Annotated in this window: 14 protein-coding genes; 3 read left to right on the top strand and 11 right to left on the bottom strand. The window is 51.7% G+C overall.

The features are described 5' to 3' along the window. Window position 1: 1 nt before the first annotated feature. Window positions 2–505, top strand: a complete 504-nt coding sequence (locus JTE88_RS01230) for an inorganic diphosphatase (protein WP_204424849.1) — start codon at window positions 2–4, stop codon at window positions 503–505. Window positions 506–602: 97 nt separating this feature from the next. Here the strand turns inward: JTE88_RS01230 and JTE88_RS01225 are convergent, their stop codons facing one another. Further along, a complete protein-coding gene (locus tag JTE88_RS01225; protein WP_204424848.1) occupies window positions 603–2,156 on the bottom strand; it encodes a C40 family peptidase in 1,554 nt (517 codons plus the stop codon). Between the two features lie 501 nt (window positions 2,157–2,657). Then, entirely contained in the window at window positions 2,658–3,974 is a 1,317-nt protein-coding gene (locus JTE88_RS01220; RefSeq protein WP_204424847.1) for an MFS transporter, read from the bottom strand. 168 nt (window positions 3,975–4,142) lie between these two features. Here JTE88_RS01220 and JTE88_RS01215 point away from each other — a divergent pair, with 168 nt between their 5' ends. Continuing rightward, window positions 4,143–5,168 carry an alpha/beta hydrolase gene (locus JTE88_RS01215; protein ID WP_204424845.1) on the top strand — a complete coding sequence of 342 codons (1,026 nt, stop codon included), beginning with the start codon at window positions 4,143–4,145 and terminating at the stop codon, window positions 5,166–5,168. 41 nt (window positions 5,169–5,209) lie between these two features. Here JTE88_RS01215 and JTE88_RS01210 read toward each other — a convergent pair whose 3' ends face one another. The 3 genes from JTE88_RS01210 to ppdK all read right to left on the bottom strand — a co-directional run bounded on the left by JTE88_RS01210 (window position 5,210) and on the right by ppdK (window position 11,578). Continuing rightward, a complete protein-coding gene (locus JTE88_RS01210; RefSeq protein WP_204424843.1) occupies window positions 5,210–6,655 on the bottom strand; it encodes a hypothetical protein in 1,446 nt (481 codons plus the stop codon). Between the two features lie 106 nt (window positions 6,656–6,761). Continuing rightward, window positions 6,762–8,648 (bottom strand): acyltransferase family protein, encoded by a 1,887-nt coding sequence (locus JTE88_RS01205; protein ID WP_204424842.1) that lies wholly within the window; start codon window positions 8,646–8,648, stop codon window positions 6,762–6,764. A 191-nt stretch (window positions 8,649–8,839) separates the two neighbouring features. Further along, complete coding sequence (gene ppdK / locus JTE88_RS01200) at window positions 8,840–11,578, bottom strand: pyruvate, phosphate dikinase (RefSeq protein WP_204424841.1); 2,739 nt, start codon at window positions 11,576–11,578, stop codon at window positions 8,840–8,842. A 210-nt stretch (window positions 11,579–11,788) separates the two neighbouring features. On the opposite strand from ppdK, the gene JTE88_RS01195 reads away from it, so the two are divergent. Beyond that, window positions 11,789–13,129 carry a Na+/H+ antiporter family protein gene (locus JTE88_RS01195; protein WP_204424840.1) on the top strand — a complete coding sequence of 447 codons (1,341 nt, stop codon included), beginning with the start codon at window positions 11,789–11,791 and terminating at the stop codon, window positions 13,127–13,129. Between the two features lie 89 nt (window positions 13,130–13,218). Here JTE88_RS01195 and trpB read toward each other — a convergent pair whose 3' ends face one another. From trpB to JTE88_RS01165, 6 genes are all read right to left on the bottom strand, one after another. Continuing rightward, window positions 13,219–14,592 carry a tryptophan synthase subunit beta gene (gene trpB, locus JTE88_RS01190; protein ID WP_204424839.1) on the bottom strand — a complete coding sequence of 458 codons (1,374 nt, stop codon included), beginning with the start codon at window positions 14,590–14,592 and terminating at the stop codon, window positions 13,219–13,221. A 423-nt stretch (window positions 14,593–15,015) separates the two neighbouring features. Continuing rightward, window positions 15,016–17,592 carry an ATP-dependent Clp protease ATP-binding subunit gene (locus JTE88_RS01185; protein WP_204424838.1) on the bottom strand — a complete coding sequence of 859 codons (2,577 nt, stop codon included), beginning with the start codon at window positions 17,590–17,592 and terminating at the stop codon, window positions 15,016–15,018. A gap of 89 nt (window positions 17,593–17,681) precedes the next feature. Continuing rightward, the gene (dtd, locus tag JTE88_RS01180; RefSeq protein ID WP_204424836.1) at window positions 17,682–18,143 is read right to left on the bottom strand and encodes a D-aminoacyl-tRNA deacylase; all 462 of its coding nucleotides are present in this window, start codon (window positions 18,141–18,143) and stop codon (window positions 17,682–17,684) included. Beyond that, window positions 18,143–19,279 carry a CAF17-like 4Fe-4S cluster assembly/insertion protein YgfZ gene (gene ygfZ, locus JTE88_RS01175; RefSeq protein WP_204424835.1) on the bottom strand — a complete coding sequence of 379 codons (1,137 nt, stop codon included), beginning with the start codon at window positions 19,277–19,279 and terminating at the stop codon, window positions 18,143–18,145. Before ygfZ ends, dtd begins: the two co-directional genes overlap by 1 nt. Then, a complete protein-coding gene (locus tag JTE88_RS01170; protein WP_204424834.1) occupies window positions 19,276–19,890 on the bottom strand; it encodes a heme-binding beta-barrel domain-containing protein in 615 nt (204 codons plus the stop codon). Before JTE88_RS01170 ends, ygfZ begins: the two co-directional genes overlap by 4 nt. 33 nt (window positions 19,891–19,923) lie before the next feature. Then, window positions 19,924–20,724: a hypothetical protein gene (locus JTE88_RS01165; protein ID WP_204424833.1), complete on the bottom strand. Its 801-nt coding sequence runs from the start codon at window positions 20,722–20,724 to the stop codon at window positions 19,924–19,926. Window positions 20,725–21,534: the final 810 nt, after the last annotated feature.

The following is a 21,534-nucleotide window of genomic DNA, read 5'->3' as shown; positions in this document are numbered from 1 at the left end:
TATGGAGTTTGATGTCACAATCGAAATTCCGAAGGGCAATCGTAATAAATACGAAGTCGATCACGAGACTGGCCGTATCCGTCTTGATCGTATGCTCTTCACATCTACCCGATACCCCGATGATTATGGTTTCATAGACAACACTCTCGGTGAAGACGGCGATCCGCTTGATGCGCTCGTTCTTCTCGACGAGCCAACGTTCCCTGGTTGCGTCATCCGTTGCCGCGCTCTAGGAATGTTCCGCATGTCTGACGAAGCAGGCGGAGATGACAAGGTACTATGCGTTCCTTCCGCTGACCAGCGCGCTTCCTGGCGTACTGAAATCGAGGATGTCTCTGAGTTCCACCGTCTTGAGATCCAACACTTCTTTGAAGTCTATAAGGATCTTGAGCCCGGTAAATCCGTTGAGGGTGCACACTGGGTTGGCCGTGAAGCTGCCGAAGAAGAAATTCGCGCCTCGTTCAAGCGAGCAGAGGATACCGGATATTACACTCACGGCCACTGAGAAGTAGCTAGCCTGTAAAGTAAAGCGTTGGGTGGAACCTTTGAAGGTTCCACCCAACGCTTTACTTTACGACTGTTATCACGGAGTGAACCGAGTTTTAGCCAGTGATTCGCAGGTAGATAGGGTTTCCGTACACTGGCCCCTCCTGGGTACCCATCGCAGGGTTGTAAGCTGCAATATGCATACCGTTACCGCTGTACATTCCGACATGCCCAGGCCACCAGAGAACATCACCTGGGCGAGCTTCGGAAGCGGAAACTTGTCTGAAACCAGCATTCATGTATTCGCTCGATACTCGCGGAACGTTGATTCCATGATGATTGAAAATGAACTTCATGAATCCCGAACAGTCCCATCCTGCCGGCGTGTTTCCACCCCAGACATATGGCGTTCCGAGGTAGCGTCGCCCAAAGTCTACAAGAGCTTGACCGGAACTTGTTCCACCACTCGGAGGTTCCGGTTCTGCAGCAGCTTCGGCATCAGCCTGGGCGGCAGCAGCGGCAGCAGCGGCCTGTTGCTGAGCAATTGCACGATCTCGCGCGGCTTGTTCTTCGGCTGCAATCCGAGCAGCTTCAGCTCGAGCTCGTTCAGCCTCTTCCGCCTTCCGAGCCTCAGCAGCGGCACGCTCAGCTGCTGCACGCTCAGCAGCGGCACGCTCAGCAGCGGCACGCTCTTCGATAGCTCGCTGATTTGCTAGGACCGCTTCACGTGCTTTTTCAGCCTGCTCGAGGGCGGCACGTGCACGATCGGCAGCTTCCTTATTTCCTGACTTTTCCGCCGCATCAAGATTTGCTTTGACGGTTACAATCGAAGATTCGGCCTCTTGCGAAGTTTTTCGAGCTATCTCAACTGCTTGGTCGAAACGATCAGCATTAGCACTGGCAATCAAAGCGTTAGCGGCTGCCTGCGAACGCTTTGCACGATCAGCTTCAATATCAGCCAATCGCTGAGCTTCAAGCGCTTCGGTAGTGCCACGCTGATGGGCAAGCACAGTCACAAGCTGACTTCGGCGATCTTTAGCTAGTTCGACCTGTTGCTGAGCTCGTTGAGCTAAGTTTTGCGCTTTTTCCTCAGCTTCACTGGCAGTATTAGCAATTTCGCGTTGTTCATCTGCGGCTTGGTCAGCTTTGTTCTGGAGAACATGTGCTATTTTTTCCAATGCAGCAAAATGCTTAACTTTGCTATCAGCTTGACTAGCAACAGCATCGTACGCACGGGTTCGCTTGTTGGCTTCATTGAGGTTATCTGCACCAAAAAGATAGAACGACGATGTAATATTTGCGGCGGAATCACGATAAACGGCCTGGGAAACAGCACCTAACTCACGCCGCGCACGATCAACATTTTCTTGTGCCTCATTAGCTTTCTTTTGGGTGTTCATTGCTTGCGCAATTGAATCAGCCAAGTCGCCTTCAGCTTTCAGGCTGGCAGCGCGAGCTTGTGCGGCCTGCATTTCAAGTTCTGTAGATTTACCGGATAACCTTGCTAATTCGAGTTCGGCGTCCGCAATCGAGAGTTTTGCGGTTTCTTCAGCTGCCTGGGACTGCGTAATGTCATCGTCTGAGACTGGAGCAGCAAAGGCAGTATGTGCCGAAAATGCCAGCATCAATGCGCTCAGTGACGCCCCAAGGGTATATGCCCGCTTCTTCACAAATTCCTCCGGTGTTTCAAATGTTCTCCGCGCGTCGCCTTGATTTTTTTATCAAAACTACTTTGCTACCTATTGACCGTATACCAAAATGACCAAAAAAGAAACACCTAAAACATAATTCACTTGATTAACAGCCATCCCACGATTCACGATATCCACATTTGCTATTCAGAGCACCAACATCCATCAAGACCCAACCAGATACTGCGTTTAAGGAAGGGAAATCACTTCCCTGCGCAGTGACATATGATCTAACGATCAACAATCTTCCCGCCACGCTCAACATGCTCAAGTCCGACGCGCAACAGACAGGCTGGCAGCAAGATACCTCATGCGACGGAGTAAGAAACTGGTGTGCAAACAAAAGTAGCGCAGACCAACCGACAAAACGACTCACATTAAAATAGCCCGAAGGGTCCATGCACTTTACCAGCGCACAGACCCTTCGTGTTCGACTATCTTACTACTAGTCTCCGTGTGCTCCCCGGAGCTTGTCAGCTATCAAAGAACCTCTTCACTTGTTTCAAGGACGTGAAGGTGACGCCGGTTGAGAACCACTAGCCACCAGGATAGAGCTGCACCAACCAAGGCAACCACAGCCATCATCAAGAAAATAATGCTGAACCCGGTGGCCGGATCGTCACGGTAAGCATCGAGAATTGAACCATTAAGCGTTGTCGCCCATAAAATACATGCAAATGCAAGGAAGGAATTAACCGACATTGCCGAGCCCACGATCGAGTTCGGCAGATTCAACTCTGCAACTGGAGCTTGTTGAATCCCTTTTGCCATCATCGTCAAGAACACAAAGAGAGAAATGAGCACTAACGCGAAAATCATGTTTCCTCTGTCTCCCGGCAACAGTGCCAAGCCAAGCAAAAATACTGCTCCGCCACACAATGTTACTGCCAATGTGAGCGCCGATGATTTAAATACCCGATCTGCGACGATTCCACCAACTAGACCACCACCGAGTCCGAGTAACACTGCATTGACAGTTGCATACAGAGCGGCAGTTTCCGTCCCCATCCCAAAAACTCGAACAAAGTACGGGGTGGTATAGATTAACGTCGTGTAGACCCAGTAGACATTCATGCCAGCAAAACCTGCCAACCACACTCGCGGAATTTTCAATGTTTGAATCAGGCCCGTTAGCGCTTCTTTGCTAGAAACCTCTACTGTTTCCGCATTTTCTGAAACGTCACCATCTTCTTGCGGGTCCGCTGGAACATATCGATAGATAAGCGCAATAAGGGGCAACGTTAACAACGCGTACACCACCATACCGGAGCGGAACGCCAAAAGGGATCCATGCGCGAGTGACATCACTGCGATCATCACGCCGTTCAAAACCGCTTCTCCGCCCGCACGAAATGCTGTCAGCGTTCCCAATGCGAATCCTTTGTGCGACTTAGAGGAGAACAAAACCACGCCTTTGACAACTGCTGGCCAGAAGATCGCATCAACAATTCCCCACGTAAATGTGATGGCGAGCATCACAGAAAAAGCAGGCTTCACAAGTATCATAAACAATGCGGTGGCACATCGATAGGCCAGCCCGACCATAAGAACTGTCCGAGCGTTAAATCTATTATTAACCCAGCCTCCTGGAATATAGAAAAAGACAGCTACTCCAAGCATAGTAAATAGAAGTCCAAACTGAGTATCAGTCAGGTCGTAATACTCAACAAGACGCTGATAGAACGGTATCTTGAAAGATTCGAACGCCGAATAAATAATTTGTCCAGAAAAAACCACCGTCAAGAATGCGGCTATCTGCTCTCGACTATGGAAGCCATTGCGTTTAAAGAACCCCATAGAAACCCCTTTGTAGTAAGAAAAGTGAATAGCAATGATGGAATACTAGCTGTGATGACGACGTCGTCATCTAAATCCCGGAAGATATTCTAACCATAGATGACCTTGACAAGCACTCGCACAACAACTTCTGTTGTGTAGTTCTAGCACTACTATTACTCTTATTCTATGACAAAATGGTATCCAGACTTTCTCGGCGACGAATATTTCGCGACCACAATTCCACTAGCAGACGACGACCAAGGCTCTGTAGTTGCAACCCTAATCCGGCATCGCCCACTCAAAGATGCTTCTGAAGCGGGTACGACCAGGCGTTTTGCACTATTGGCGGTTCATGGTTGGAATGATTACTTTTACCATACCGACTTCGCACAAGCCGTAACCGCTATGGGCGGCCGGTTCTATGCGCTTGATTTACGTCGATACGGTCGCTCGCATCGCGAGGGACAGCCCTGGGGATACGTCAGTGATTTAACCACGTATGATGAAGAAATCGGAGCTGCAACTGATATTATTCGGTCAGAAGAAGGCGAAGGCGTCCCCATTATTCTGTATGGCCACTCCACAGGTGGTTTGACCACAACTTTGTGGGCGCATCGTCACGCTAGCGAGCTTGCTGGTCTCATTCTCAATTCGCCATGGCTGGAGTATCAAGACTCCGTGCTCGCCCGCCAACTAGGTAAACCGCTCATCGATGCACTAGCACGCTTTAACCCAACAAAGATTATTTCTTCATCAGATAACGGTTTCTATCAGCGTACACTCACCGGATGGAAGGCAGAAGACGGGCCGATGCCTATCCATACGGCTGGCGATCCCTTCTTTGAAGGCGGCTGGAAACCTGATCCACGCTTCCGCCATTTCCCGACCTTCCCGGTTCGCGCTGGATGGCTGTCAGCAGTCTTGGCAGGTCATGCGAAGGTAGCTCGCGGTCTCAATACTGATCTACCTACCCTTGTCCTCACTTCTGCGCAATCCTCAATTGTTGATGTATGGGCGCCAAATCAACGGAGCGTGGACGGAGTTTTAGATGTCGAACTGATTTGGCAACGAGCTGCACATATTTCGACACACACAACAATCGTCAAGTTGTCTGGTGCAATCCATGATGTCATGCTCTCCCGGGCAGAGGTACGCCAGGAAGCTTATAACCAGTGCGATCGATGGATTTCTGCATTTGCGCGACTGCCATAACCAAAAGTTTTCCGCAATCGCTGTCGTTGAGTTTAACTAATTCAACGACGGCGAGAGCGCCGAGAACGGCGTGTGGGCTGGTTAGTTGCAGATCGTTGTCGAGTTATCCACTCTGCGAGTTGCGTCTTATCATGTTCCGCTGCTTCGGCGACCGCTCGCTCTGCTTCGCTTGCTGACAGTTCCTCTGAGAATATGACCGCATCGAGGTTATGCTTGGGAGCTGATTTATCCCACAAACGCTGCTCGGCTCGCTTGGCCCGCTCCAAAAGTTGCTGATATAAGACCGCGTCAGAATCTGCTTGAACTACTTTGCCTGGTGCATGCTGTGACCCATTGTCGATCTTCGTCTCCACATCAGTGATTGTCGAAGTTGTCTCTGAGGGAACCCCGTCAACGACTATACCTTCGGCATCATTGTGCCGCATATCTGCACCAATGACATGTTGTTCGGGATTTTCAACACCCCCATGACGCCGTGCTCGTCTACTCATACGCTTGCCATACCGACGAGGAGACTCAACCGGTTGAGTGAGTTCAGCCAGCTTGATGACCGAACCAACATGCTGAGAACCATCCGCCACTGCCTGCCCCTGCTCTTGCACTGCTACGTCTTCCTGAACAGCTTCATTTTCAGCAAACTCAATGGTCTGTGCATGCTGATTGGCGTTGAGAGCGGAGATATCAACTTTGACACGGCTAGGTTTTACGGCTCGTTGCGGTAGCGGCGGAATATTTGGACGGTCCACCCAGCCCTTAATCTCCCACAATGACTGATCGATTATCTCGCCAGTAGTGTGATCAGTATCGGTCAGAACTTGGCCTGTTTCATCATCATCTACAGCCACCTGTCCCTTCTCATTTGCGAGCACGGCACTTAAAACCGCAGGTACTTCCGCCGACGGAGCACCTATCAGCCATGGTGCAGGCGGAGCGCTGAGGCGATCCGGCGAGTAATTCTCAACATCAGTAACTTCAATAAGCGTAGAGCTAGATCCTTGGTGCGGGATAACAAGCTTGACACTGATATCAACTCCGCTAAGAGACTGGCGAACATCATTGGTCACTTCAAGGCAAAATACGTATAGGCGCGCAGAGGTTTGAGACAGTGGACTTGTGCCTTCAAGAAACATCGACCATCGATGAGCAAAATCTTGTTCGGTGCCAGGATAAATAGATGCAAGTTGCTGGCGACTGAGGGAACTAAACGTGCCAGCACGATGCGTCGCTTGGAGTAACACGTCTGAATTTAACGTAGGTACAACTTCAATTGTCACAACACGTTTGGCAGAGTCCAGCGCTATCAAGGACTGTTGGGGCGATGACGAACTTTCGTTTGTCACTATTCCTACAGGAAACAAGGCTCGATCAACGAGGTGGAGAGTTTGCTCGCTGATAGCTCGTATGACCTCATCAGATTCCCAATGAAAATCCCCTGACAACTGAGGAGCATCTTCTAATCGCCCATTATTGAGAGCAAAAACCGCCATACCCTCCTCCTCCCCTACGACACATGTGCACAACTCTTGGCGAACCAACCGGCCCTTCGTTAATCTTACAGCTAAGTTCCCACAGGTTCCTAGATAGTCTCATTTTTCACCGTGAGAAATTTTGCAACGCCTGGACAATAGCATCAGCAAAGAGCTGTCCACCTTCAGCGTCAGGGTGAACACGGTCACCTGCGAGAACCTCCGGATGCGCTAACGCGATATTTTGCCAATCTGCAAGCGCAACTCGCTCCGGATATTTCTGCGCAATAGCGCGCATCGTGGCATTAGCTATTGGGACCCAAGTTGCATATTCTGGAGCTGATGCAGTAACAAACACTGCCCGACGATCCGGCCCTAGTATAGCAAGGATATCTTCTGCATCTTGTTCGGTGATGATGGCATTAGTCCCCAGCCCAATGACTACATAAGGACGTAGTTCGTTTTGCTGAGCGTACTGTTGGGCAATAGCAGGGAACTCTTTTATGGAACGAGAAACCGCACCATCAACTATTACACCTGGTAAAACACTCTGCAGTGCAGGTTGAGAAGCAAGTGTAACGGAATCTCCGATGACTGTAACGTTGGCACCAATAACTTCAGGGACGTAGGTTTGCCCTGGATCCGGTACCGGTGTCGGGGTAGATTCTTCACTTTCTTCGCCGTTTTCTTCCTCGTTGCCTTCTTCAGCGCTGGGCGTCTGCGCCGGGCCCGGGTCAGTAACCTGGCCTGACTCTTCCTTCGAGGGTGCTTGCTCTTGATGTTGCTGATCAGCCAACGCTTTTTCTTGAGCCAGTCGAATATATTCCTCTCCAGATGATATTTCTCGATCAGTTACAAGGCCGATGGCAGCTAAAACTGACAGAACTGTGAAACCCAACGCATACCATATCGCACGCGTTCGAGTTTTCATTACCGTACGCAGCCACTGAACAAACCCTTGCGTTCTGATCGGAGTTTCAACATATCTGAACGATAAATCGGCGAATAAAATACTCAAAAGCATTATGAAGATGGCAGTATAACGGACATCAAACGGAGGATGATAAAACGCAATAACATGCAGCGGCCAATGCCAAAGATAAATTCCGTAGGAACGATGACCCAGCCATACAAGTGGGCGCCACTCGAGCACTGATTGTAAACTGCTCGCGCCAAGACCTGGTACGTCGGGAAGGATACCTCGAATGACCACTGCAGTGATGGTTGAGAATCCCAGCATCCCCAGTGGATACATCCACCAGCCATCAGGAACAACGAAACTCAAAATTATGATGGTTGCTAGACCTACCCAAGATAGGTAGCCCCAAAAGCTTGGTGCGTCCCTTCGTTCACCAGCTAACAAGCCCGGTAACCGTAGCGCAACTGCAGCGCCTATCATCAGCCCAAAAGAATGGGACAACGGCGATACATAAGAAAAGGTCTGGTCGGCTCCAAGATTCACTGCATAGACCGCTAGCGAACCAGCTGCTATCAACAACGCACCAATCGCACGGATATTGGGCTTGAGCCAGTGGACGAAAATAACTAAGAGCAGTGGCCAGAAAAGATAGAACTGCTGCTCAACAGACAATGACCACATATTGTTCAACAACAATGGTGATTGTTGGTCAAAATAAGAAGAAGAGTGCCCAATCTGTAAAATGTTGTAAGTTCCGGTTATTGCCCCAAGCGCTTGCCATTTAAGTTGCGTCAGCGCATCTCCCCCGAAAATACGAGCCAGCGCCAACGAACCGATCGTCGCGATCACAACTGCCGGCACTAGCCTGCGAATCCGGCGCATCCAAAACTGCTTGAGAGAGATCGATCCATTCGTATCGAACTCTTTAACCAACAGTGCCGTGATGAGGAATCCAGAGATGACGAAGAACATGTCTACGCCGATAAAACCAACCTCTGCAAAACCCGGAATTAAATGGTAGAGGACAACTAAAAAAGCCGCAATCGCACGTAAACCGTCTAAGCCTAGAATACGTCCATGTCGAGTACGCTTCACTGATCTACCTCCGAGTTCTGACTATCTATCCTACGTCCACGCCCGTCAGCTTTCGAACCTACAAACTACCTAGAAGACTACTGTAAGAATCTTCACCCCAATAACCGAATTATGTTTGAAAAAGAATTGTTGGCACATATCTGATCGATATGTGCCAACAATTGAAAATCTACCTGTATTACCGGGTTTCTTTAGGCAGTATGGTTAGCAGTTCCTCCTGCTGACCGAGGCGATTCATTCGAAATAGCAGCCCGGCCAGCTTCTAAGCGAGCAACTGGCACGCGGAATGGCGAACAGGAAACATAGTTCAATCCAATTTCGGCGAAGAAATGGATCGACGCTGGATCGCCACCGTGCTCACCACACACACCCATCTTCAAATCAGGCTTGGTCGCCCGACCGCGTTCTACACCCATCTCTACAACTCCACCAACGCCGTGAACGTCAATTGATTCGAATGGCGAAATACCAAACACGCCATAGTCGAAGTATTCGTTGAAGAACGTTGATTCGACGTCGTCACGCGAGAACCCCCAGGTGGTCTGGGTCAAATCGTTGGTGCCGAAGGAGAAGAAGTCAGATTCGGCCGCGATCGTATCGGCAGACATTGCTGCACGAGGCAGCTCGATCATATTACCGATAGGCAAATCGAGTTCGATGCCGTGCTCGGCAGACACCTCACGCAAAACATCATGGGCCATATCGCGTACGATCTGCATTTCACGTGACGAGCCAATCAACGGAACCATGATTTCTGGCCGTGGATCCTTACCTGCCTTCTTCAACTCAGCCGCCGCTTCGGCAATCGCACGCACCTGCATGGCGATTAAGCCCGGTAGCTTCAATCCTAGGCGCACGCCACGCAAACCAAGCATCGGGTTCTGCTCGTGGTTTGCCTTCACTGCTTCAAGCAACGCATGCTCGTCTTCGGTAACCTTTTGTCCCTTAGCTACCTTAACTGCCAATTCAACTGACAGTTCAGTGAGGTCTGGCAAGAACTCATGCAACGGCGGGTCGATAAGTCGCACAGTTACTGGAAGTCCATCCATTGCCTCAAAGATACCGAGGAAGTCACCCTTTTGAAGTGGCAAGAGTGCATCAAATGCTGCCTGCTTAGCTTCTTCGGTCTTTGCCAGGATAACAGTCTCGATGAGCTTGCGCCGGTCCCCTAAGAACATGTGCTCGGTGCGGCACAAACCAATGCCTTGAGCGCCAAATTCGCGAGCGCGCTGAGCATCCTCCGGCGTATCAGCGTTAGCCCGCACAAGGAGCTGGCGGGCGTTGTCGGCACGGGTAAGGATCATATCTACTGCGCGGACGAGGTCTTGGGTGTCGGCGTCGTCGGTTGCTGCTAGGGCAGCCTCGATGCCGTCAGCGATATAGGTCATCACTGGAGAGTTCGTTACTGCCACTGTACCTGCGAAGACTTCACCGGTGGTTCCATCAATGGAGATAACATCTCCGGCCTTAAAAACTCGACCGGTTCCCTTGATGGAAACTGTTCCCGCAACTTCTTCGACGAGGAGTTCGTCAGCACCAACTACACAACACCGGCCCATACCGCGTGCCACGACGGCTGCATGGGAGGTCTTGCCGCCACGAGCAGTGAGCACACCAGAGGCTGCAACCATGCCTTCAAGATCGTCCGGGTTGGTTTCGCGGCGAACCAAGATGACCGACGCACCGGCAGCAACGCGCGCCTTGGCTTGTTCGTTGTTGAGCACGATTTCACCAACTGCAGCACCAGGCGAGGCTGCCATACCACGTGTCAAGAGCTCTTTGTTTGCTTTCTTGTCAAACTGTGGGAAGAGCAAAGAGGTGAGCTGTTCCCCAGAAACTCGGGTGACTGCTTCGTCTTCGGTGATGAGGCCTTCTTCGACGAGTTGCTTTGCGATGCGGAACGCTGCAGCAGCAGTACGCTTGCCGACGCGAGTTTGCAACATCCACAGCTTGCCTTGCTGAATAGTGAACTCGATATCACAGAGGTCGCGGTAATGGTTTTCGAGCTTCTTCATGATTGCCACGAGCTCGTCATAGGAGGTCTTGTCGAGACGTTCGAGATCTGCAAGAGAGAGTGTGTTGCGGATTCCGGCAACGACGTCTTCGCCTTGGGCGTTTTCGAGGTAGTCGCCGTAGACGCCGGCATCGCCAGTGGATGGGTCGCGTGTGAAGCAGACGCCGGTTCCTGAGCCTTCACCCATATTGCCGAACACCATAGTTTGCACATTGACTGCCGTACCCAGATCGTTTGGAATATGTTCGCGACGGCGGTAGATGCGTGCGCGGTCAGTGTTCCAAGAGTTAAATACAGCGACGACGGCGAGGTTAAGCTGCTGGCGTGGATCTTGCGGGAAGTCGATACCAGTTTCGCGTTCGAAGATCTCTTTGAATGTGACCACGAGTTCTTTGAGGTCCTCGGTGGTCATATCGAGATCGCCGGCATATCCATTGCGCTCTTGAAGGCCGTGAAGCGCATTAGCGAATAGGTCGCCGTCGATATCCATGACTGTCTTGCCAAACATTTGAATGAGTCGACGGTAGGAATCCCACGCGAATCGCTCATTGCCAATGGTTGCTAATCCTTGGACTGACTCATCGTTGAGACCAATGTTGAGCACAGTCTCCATCATTCCTGGCATGGAGAACTTAGCGCCAGATCGTACTGACATCAAAAGTGGATCGTGGGGATCGCCGAGCTTCTTCCCCATAATTCCTTCAACCCCGGCGATAGCTTCGCTCACTTGGGCATCGAGCTGTTCTGGCACAGTGTTGTGCTTCAGATAGTATCGGCAGGTTTCGGTGGTAATAGTGAACCCTGGTGGGACAGGTAATCCCAATTTCGTCATTTCGGCAAGGTTTGCTCCCTTACCGCCCAATAAATCTTTTTGGTCCTTATCACCTTGGGTGAAATTGTAGACATATTTCGTCATATGCGTAGCGCCCTCCATTGGGTTGTGTGAAACATTCGAACACAAATGTTTTTAGTCCTCGTCATAACTTACCACTTTGGTCCTAAAGAGGAGAACTTTTCTGCGACCTTGAACACGTTTACTGCTGATAATTCTGAAGGATTTTGTTCACATCTTGAGATATTTTCTAGTTTCTTGAGAGAAGTTGCCGGCAGCCATAGAGTAGGGCTTATGAATGCTGTACTTGTTGCTGTTGTGTCCATGCTCCTCCTAGCGCTCACCCGGGTTCACGTTGTGATCGCATTGTTTATTGGCGCGCTTGTCGGAGGGTTCACGGCTGGCCTTGGTCTTGACGGAACCATGTTGGCGTTCCAAGACGGACTCGGTGCTGGCGCAAAAATTGCACTATCGTACGGTTTACTTGGCGCATTCGCTATGGCAGTATCCCAGTCTGGCCTACCGAGTGTCCTGGCTTCCTGGCTGATTTCGCGCACAAAATCTGGGCAGTCCGAAACTAACACTGCGCTGGTTAAGTATGGCTTGCTTGGCGGGATTGTCCTGATGGCTATTTTCAGTCAGAACCTTATTCCAGTTCACATCGCTTTCATCCCGATCCTCATCCCCCCACTACTACCGGTGTTCAACCGCCTCAATCTCGATCGACGCATCGTTGCTTCTATCCTGACCTTCGGCTTGGTCACCACCTACATGTTTATCCCACTAGGGTTCGGCTCAGTGTTCTTGAACGATATTTTGCTCGGCAATATTGAACAAGCCGGGCTCGACGTGAGCGGAATTAACGTTATGCATGCCATGGCAATTCCAGCAGCCGGCATGTTCGCCGGTCTCATCATTGCGATCGGCTTTACATACCGCAAGCCACGCACATATGCCGAATCTACTGTAGTTACACAAACACCCACCGCAACCGTATCGAAGAAAAACGCAATCGTCTCCGTCGTCGCCGTGCTGGTCACGTTTGGCACACAACTGGTACTGAACTCGCTGGGCTACGAAGCAGACGCGCTACTCCTGGGTTCGCTGTTAGGCCTAAGCGTATTCCTCGTGACTGGGACACTGAAACTTCGCCAAGCCGACGACGCATTCAGCGACGGCATGAAAATGATGGCCATTATCGGTTTCACCATGATTTCAGCGCAAGGATTCGCTTCGGTAATGAACGCAACCGGGCACGTTGAATCGCTCGTAGAATCAGCTAGCACGATGGTAGACGGCAACAAAGCCTTAGCCGCTTTCGCGATGCTTCTTGTCGGCCTCGTCGTTACCCTCGGTATCGGTTCATCGTTCTCGACCCTGCCGATTATTAGCACCATCTATGTTCCGCTAGCAATCTCGCTGGGATTCTCTCCACTGGCAACCGTTGCGATTATCGGTACCGCAGGTGCGCTCGGCGACGCCGGTTCTCCGGCTTCGGATTCGACGCTCGGGCCCACGTCTGGCTTGAATGTTGACGGCCAACACGATCACATCCGAGATTCAGTTATCCCCACGTTCCTACACTTCAACATCCCGCTTCTTATTGCAGGATGGGTTGCCGCAATGGTACTCTAGCGGCCCCAAGTCACAGTGCCCAAGCAACTCGTTTCTCGTGGCTGTGGCGACATTTCCCCATAGCCACGAGTAACCCTACTAACAACGAACTACAGACCTTCGCGCGCGTTGGATTCTTGCGTCATCTTCGCTAGAACGTCAGCAACCCGCGGATCAGTAACCGGTGTGTCCATTGGATCGTCATACACCAAATCACCAATCACGTTGTGCACATATTCGACGTCTTTATCGCCCCTACCTGAAAGATTGACTAGCAAAACGACCTCACCAGATTCGCGTGCGGCTTGCGCCCCGCGCTCACCGAGCGCCTCCACCAGGTTGCCGGCGTTGATCGACTCTGCAAGCTTCAAGGCATACGCTAGGGCGTGCGAGGATTCCAGAGCTGGAATAATGCCTTCATAACGTGACAGCATCCGGAACGCCTGCACGGCTTCGGCATCTGTGATGCCCACATAGCGCGCCCGGCCCGTCTCCATCAGATAAGCATGTTCTGGTCCCACACCTGGATAATCCAAGCCGGCCGAAATCGAGTACGACTCACTTACCTCACCCGATTCACCGAGCAACACATACGATTTGCTGCCGTGTAGTACCCCGACTTTGCCGCGTTCGAGCGGAGCGCCATGCTTGCCTGAATCGAGACCTTCGCCAGCCGGCTCCACACCAACCAGTTGCACATCCTCATTGCCCGGCTCATCACTCAGGTAATGAGCGAACGCCCCAATAGCATTCGAACCGCCACCCACAGCAGCAATCACCATATTGGGCAGGCGCCCGATTCGATCCAGCATCTGCTGACGCGACTCTTCCGAGATCACGGCCTGGAAACCTTTTACCAGCGTCGGGAACGGGTGCGGGCCGCATGCCGAACCGAGCAGATAATGGGTGGTGTCAAAATTATCTACCCAGTCGGTCAGAGCCACGTCGATCGCGTTAGACATCGAGCCTTCAACACCCACAACCGGCACAACCTTTGCTCCCATCATGCGCATCCGCAACACGTTCGGCTGCTGGCGGGCAACGTCCTTTGCGCCCATATAGATCGTGCACTCCATACCCATCAATGCGGCAATCATCGCGGTCGCCGTACCGTGTTGACCAGCGCCAGTTTCCGCAATCAACCGGGTCTTACCAAGCCGGCGAGCCAACAAGGCCTGCGCTAAGACTTGGTTGCCCTTGTGCGCGCCACCGTGAACCAGATCTTCACGCTTGAGGAAAAGCCGAACCCGCGGGCTACCCGGCGCTTTCGACGTCGTTATCGGCAAGTTTGCGCACTCAGTAATCGGTGTTGGGCGGCCCAAATAGTTGCGACGAAGTTCGTCGAGCTCTTTTAAGAATTCCGGATCGTCACAGGCGTGAACGTATGCTACTTCGAGCTCGTCTAAGACGGGTAAGAGTTGTTCGGGGACGTATTGACCGCCGAATTGGCCGAAGTATGCGTTAAGAAGAGTCGAGCGAGCCATGAGATACCTTTCAGTACTGCCGTGTAGCTGTTGTTTGGGGGCACTTCTTCTCAAATAGCCAAGCTCATATAAAAAACCGGCCCGCCACTTCGAAGAAGTTGGTGCGAACCGGATAAGAATCGTCGATAAACGGCTCGCCTATGCGAGCCACCACCAGTTTCGATTCATGTTCATCACGTTTAGAGCATACGGCTAAAGCTTCTGTATGCGCAAGCCAGTCCAGAATCTGACATGAACAACTAACTCACGCCCCAATTAGCACAACACAATGCACAGATTATAATTTTTCAGGATCACCGGCGGGCTGTGGTGCAGCAGAATCAATCGGGAATTCTGGAACGATAATCATTTTCTGATTAGTCACATATGTTGGGAGGTACCACCACTGGTGGTACCTCCCAACATATGTGACTCAGTTTTCAGCTACTTTTCTTGATCAGCAACATTCTGCTCATCTGTAGGCCCTAACGATGCCGGTTGAGCCAGACCATTCATCACTTCAGTTTCCGCGTTAGGAGTGACGCCTTCAGGCAAGCGATAGTCAGAATCTTGACCGGTAAACGTAAACGACATTGGAATGTCATCCTCATCTACGTCAACCACGATCGTTTGACCAGAACTAAACTCGCCGAACAACAGCTTCTCCGACAGTTGATCTTCGATATCGCGTTGGATTGCACGACGCAACGGACGGGCACCCAACACGGGATCGTAGCCACGGTCAGCAAGCAAATCCTTAGCCTTATCCGTCAGTACAATGCCCATACCTTGATCGGCAAGACGAGCACCGAGCTTGTTAATCATCAAATCAACAATCTGCAAGATTTCTGGCTTCTGCAACTGTGGGAAGACGATAATATCGTCAACACGGTTCAAGAACTCTGGACGGAAATGGTTCTTCAGCTCATCGTTAACCCGCAACTTCATCCGCTCGTAAGAGCCAGTCTCATCAGCATCGAACTGGAAACCAGTAGCAACGCCCTTGGCGATGTCCTTAGTACCCAAGTTGGTGGTCATGATGATCACGGTATTCTTGAAGTCCACCACACGGCCCTGCGAATCAGTCAACCGGCCTTCTTCCAGAATCTGGAGTAAAGAGTTGAACAGATCTTGGTGCGCCTTCTCAACTTCGTCGAAAAGCACAACAGAGAACGGCTTGCGGCGAACCTTCTCGGTAAGCTGGCCACCCTCGTCGTAACCAACATATCCCGGAGGAGCACCGAACAGGCGCGAGACCGTATGCTTCTCCTGGAACTCGGACATGTCCAGAGTAATCAACGCATCTTCATCACCGAACAAGAACTCTGCAAGCGCCTTAGCAAGCTCAGTTTTACCTACACCAGTTGGACCTGCGAAAATAAACGAGCCACCTGGACGATTCGGATCCTTCAATCCAGCACGTGTACGGCGGATTGCCTGTGACAACGCCACAACTGCTTCGTTTTGACCGATAACGCGCTTATGAAGCTCTTCTTCCATACGAAGAAGCTTCGACGACTCCGCTTCGGTGAGCTTGAAGACTGGAATACCGGTAGCCATCGAGAGCACTTCCGAGATCAGCTCTTCGTCAACCACCGCAACCACGTCAAGATCGCCTTCGCGCCAAGCCTTATCGCGCTCTGCACGCTTCTCAGTTAGTTGCTGTTCTTGATCGCGCAACGCAGCAGCCTTCTCGAAATCTTGCCCATCAATGGCAGCTTCCTTCTGACGCTTAATCTCGGCAATCTCTTCATCCAATTCACGCAACTCTGGTGGAGCCGTCATCTTGCGAATCGCCAACCGGGCGCCGGCCTCATCGATCAAATCAATGGCCTTATCCGGCAAGAACCGATCATTGATGTAGCGATCTGCCATCGTGGCCGCCGCTTCGAGAGCCTCATCGGTAATCGTCACACGATGGAATGCCTCGTAACGATCACGCAATCCTTCGAGAATCGCAATAGTTTCCTTCACCGACGGCTGTTCAACCTGAATCGGCTGGAAACGACGCTCAAGAGCCGCATCCTTCTCAATATGCTTGCGATACTCGTCAAGAGTAGTAGCGCCAATAACTTGGAGCTCACCACGTGCCATCATCGGCTTGAGCAACGAAGCCGCATCAAGAGCACCCTCTGCTGCACCGGCCCCCACAAGGGAATGAATCTCATCAATAAACAAAACGATATCGCCGCGCGTATTGATCTCTTTCAAGATCTTCTTCATACGCTCTTCGAAATCACCACGATAACGCGAACCAGCAACAAGCGAACCCATATCCAACGAATAGAGCTGCTTATCCTTCAATGTTTCTGGCACATCGCCGTGTGCAATCGCCTGAGCTAAACCTTCAACAACAGCCGTTTTTCCGACGCCTGGCTCACCAATAAGAACAGGATTGTTCTTATTACGGCGAGAAAGCACCTGCATTACACGCTGAGTTTCAGTATGCCGGCCAATAACCGGATCAAGCTTGTTGTCACGCGCAGACTGGGTCAAATTGCGGCCGAACTGGTCAAGAATAGTAGAACCAGACTTTACACCTTCGCGTGGGCCACCACCGCCAACACCGACAGCTTCCTTACCCTGATAGCCACTGAGCAACTGAGTTACCTGCTGGCGAACCTTCGGCAAATCAGCATCCAGCTTGACGAGTACCTGAGCGGCAACACCTTCTTGTTCTCTGCATAACCCGAGCAACAAATGCTCAGTACCAATGTAAGAGTGACCTAGCTGGAGGCCCTCACGCATCGCATACTCAAGAACTTTCTTAGCACGAGGAGTAAACGGAATATGCCCCGAAGGCTGCTCCTGCCCCTCGCCAATAATCTCAACAACCTGCTCACGCACTGCATCAAAGGAAACACCAAGTGCTTCTAGCGCTTTGGCTGCCACACCTTCGCCTTCTTTAATTAAGCCTAGCAAGATATGTTCAGTACCAAGATAGTTATGCTTGAGGTCGCGTGCTTCTTCTTGCGCAAGCACGATCACTCGGCGAGCGCGGTCAGTAAACCTTTCAAACAATGTGGTTTCTCCTTCAATTCATACAACTGCCACCTACCATAGCGACATTTTGTATGGAACCGGTAGCGCGTTCGCCACCGGCATGACTGTTAAATATCGAGGATGATGGTAAATGGTCCGTCGTTAAGAATCTCGACGTCCATCATCGCCCCAAACTCTCCGGTTTGAACATCTATATCGTAGCTACGAACCGCCGAAACAAGCCGATCAAACAATGGTTGCGCTACGACACCTGGAGCCGCATGCGACCACGACGGCTTCGTTCCCTTACGCGCATCCGCGTACAGCGTAAATTGCGAGACCAGTAAAACCCCGCCACCAGCATCGCCAACGTTTACCCGATCTTTCGGATCATCCGAACCATCGGGGTCACGCATAATTTTCAATTGCGCAATCTTCTTGGCTAGTTTCACAATCTCAGCTTCGCCGTCGTCGTGCGTAATCCCCACAAGAACCGCAAGCCCCGAACCAATTTTGCCGACGGCGACGTCCTCGCCGTCGCGCTCAACCGTCACACTTGCACGCTTGACCCGTTGCAGAACTGCCCGCATCACTTACCGCCCAACGACTTCGACGACATCGCAGGCGGCGGACCACCCAGTCGACGAGCACTCAAGCCGCTACCCGGACGCACCTGGGGCGAAGCTGAAGACTTACCCTCACGTCCAACAATCTCTACCTGGGATGCCTCAAAATCGCCCACAGTCAATACCGCATCAAGAGGAACATTACGTTTCACCAACGCCAACGCAACCGGACCGTCGTCAACCGCACGCGCCACCGACGTCAACTCACCAACCGACCGACCTTGTAACGAGACCTCCGTACGCGGCTCCGGCAACTCCTCTTCGCCGCCCTCCAAATAAAGGAACACCAACCGACGCGGAGGCTTACCCAAATTCACAAGCTTAGCCACGGTTTCCTGACCCGGATAACAACCCTTATCTAAATGCACCGCGGTACGTAACCAATCGAGTTCATGTGGAATAGCAGAACTATGGGCCTCACGGCTCAACGACGGACGCCAATCCACAATCCGCGCCGCCTCCCACGCCTGGAAACCAGCCGGCTTGATTAACAAACCAGCCAACGCCTCCAACGCACGTTGCGTATTGGTCTGTTCAACCACGACGACGGTGCGGCGGGTACCGTGAGCCGGATGATCGACGTCGTCCACACCATAGGTAGCACCTCCCTCAGCCGTAGTCGGCCACGGATCTTCCCACACGCAGCGGGCAACACTCGTCAGCTCAACCGGAAGCTCGCCCGGCCAATTCAGCAAACCAACCACGAGCGGATCGGCCAAAACCTTAGTCTCCACACGCATCATAAACGTCATCTTGGCGATATGATCAGCCAACGCCTGCCCATAACCAAAATCAGTAATCAGCCACGTCGTCTCAGCATCACTCATCGCGCCCGCTGCATGAACAATATGGCCCTGCGCATCAAGTACCAACATCTCCGTCGACACCCCTGCAGGAACCTGCTCAAAATTACGGCTAGAAATCAGATGCAACAACTTCATCCGATCCACGCCACGCACCACGACGACGTCGCGATCCAGAATCGAAAACGCTTTGCCCGCGCGCAACGACTGCTCTTCAGCAAACGGATTACCGAAGTGCGCCGGAACCCGGTCGCCGTCGAAAACAACTGCACTGGGAAAAAGAGAATCGATACTCACTGCGCATCCTGTTCATCAGCAGCTGGATCCACACTCGCATCGAAGGTCCGTGACAAGCGGCCCGCCATATACGAACGCATATCTGCACCGAACGCCGCCATATCCAATGCATAGAACAAATCAGAAGCAACCGAACCCGCCATGATCTTCGCCGCCTCGATCATCGCGCCCGAACCCGAACGCATCACCGAATCAGTAATCATCTGCAACCGTGGACCGTTAATCAAACCCACCCATGCGTGGGCCACACCAACCGGCGAGGTCAACATAGATTCAATCTCATACGAGCCGTCTTCGCGCTGGTTCGACTCCGGATTGACCCGAATATAGCCAGTGTGCTGCATCCACAGCTCATCCTTCGTCAGCTGATCATACGTCACCTGACCAGGTGCCTCCTTATCGACAACGCCTGCCGGTTCCTTCGCCAACCACACCTTCGAGGTCACCTTCAGATAAGGACCACCGTCCGAAGCATCGAAACACATCTCGTGAATATACGCAGCAGGTTCCACATTCTCGTACTCAAGAATGCCACCACCAACCCACGAATCAATCATCCACGCCAGCGGAGTATTTTCAGGAACTAAATTTTCAGGAAGTCTAATAGCCATACTCTAAGGCTAAACGACTTCGTTGTATCCTGCCTAGCTAGCAATCAAGACAACAACGCCTACCGCTAACGGCGGAATCATCGCCCGCGCGGCTCCGCTCAACGGCTGTGAAGGTTTTGGCATATGCTCCACTGCGCGAGCCGAAAGCAAATATGCCCCCGCCACACAAACACCAATAACGAAAGCAGAATCCAACGGCACTTGGGTGAGGTAGGCAAAGCCGAGAGCAAAAGCAATACCGTTGACGAAGCCAGCAATGCGAGCAGCAAGAGAATCAAAAGCATGCATAAGAGCCACAATGGTCAAGGTAATCGCTGCCACAATAGCAATACTCTTACCTTGACCAAGTCGCATCGCATGAATCCACAGCGAGCCCGACATCAACACCACTGCCCCCGCAAAGCCTCCTGAAAGCTGCTCGATCAGTCGCGGACGGCCATCTGTGCGAAACATCTCCGCAATAAACGCAGCAATAATACTCGCAGCGCCAACAATGGCAGTATGCGCAACAGTTCCAAAGAGTGCAGTCACAATCAACGTGACCGCCAATAACGTTAACAGAACGCGCGGAATGAATCGGGTCGGTAAACTCAGAAGATTAGGCCAACCCGCAATCATAATTGCCCCCATAATACCTACCGCCACAGCAATCATGTACGGGCCGAAAACAGCACCGAGTGCAAGCGATGTTGCCGCATATACGCCAAGCAGAGCGCGTGCGTATCCGGCACGCTTTTCCCACACAGCTGTCAATAAATAATCTCCTGGGACATTTTTGAGCACTGGCGCCGACTCCGAACTGTCAGCAGTTGGTTGTGTTTCGGTTGTATTCACCTAAACATTGTTTCACAAGTGACGGGATATTGGGAAAGATTTGCGTGGGCGGAGTCGAAAACTCGGCGTCCAACTGCGCTGGTTGCCATACCTACTTATTCTCTTGCCACCCTATAACCCTACCGCCGCCTCGTTTAAACGCATGCCTCAGTTATAAGTCTCAATCATTGTCCGACAAGCCCCCTCTTGACGGCAGCTCCTCTAAGCTCTAGCTCGTGCAACAGTGTGCACCGGCAGTAGAAAGCGTGCAGTTTTGCTAGCTAGCAATTCGCCTGCGAAGGGTCTATAGTACTTAACAAGACACCGGGTCGTGAAAGCCCCGGGCTCCAAATATTTGCCGCTACGAGCGGCCTTCGCGCCGACAGGCGCTCTCAGGTCCGGTGTCCTAATACTTCGACAGGGTCGTAGCGCATAGCTACGGCCCTGTTTTTGTTAGCCTGCCCTGCATAACTCCGCCCCGCACGACCCAACCACTCATTTCATAACCCAACCCAACGGATCTAAGCCCCAACTTGATGGAGCCAAATTGCACCGACCTTATTCGAAATCTCTCTTGGGTTCTCACCTTCGACCAGCTCAATCACCAACGCTTGTGGCTTCACTCGCTGATGCGATTGAACAAGCTCTTCACAACCACCATGCTGAGACCGGCTTGATTATTCTGGATTCACTTCTACATAAGCGCATGATCACGCCAGTCATAGCTGATCAACTAGTCAGTACTGCTCAGGAGCGTAAACATCCAATTCTGCAAAGATACACATCGACCTCACAATCGGGCAGTGAAACCCGAGTGCGTAACTATCTCTG

The organism is Arcanobacterium phocisimile, assembly GCF_016904675.1.
Lineage (GTDB): Bacteria > Actinomycetota > Actinomycetes > Actinomycetales > Actinomycetaceae > Arcanobacterium > Arcanobacterium phocisimile.
The sequence above is the reverse complement of the archived record's forward strand: the minus strand, read 5'-3'. Positions and strand labels throughout refer to the sequence as shown.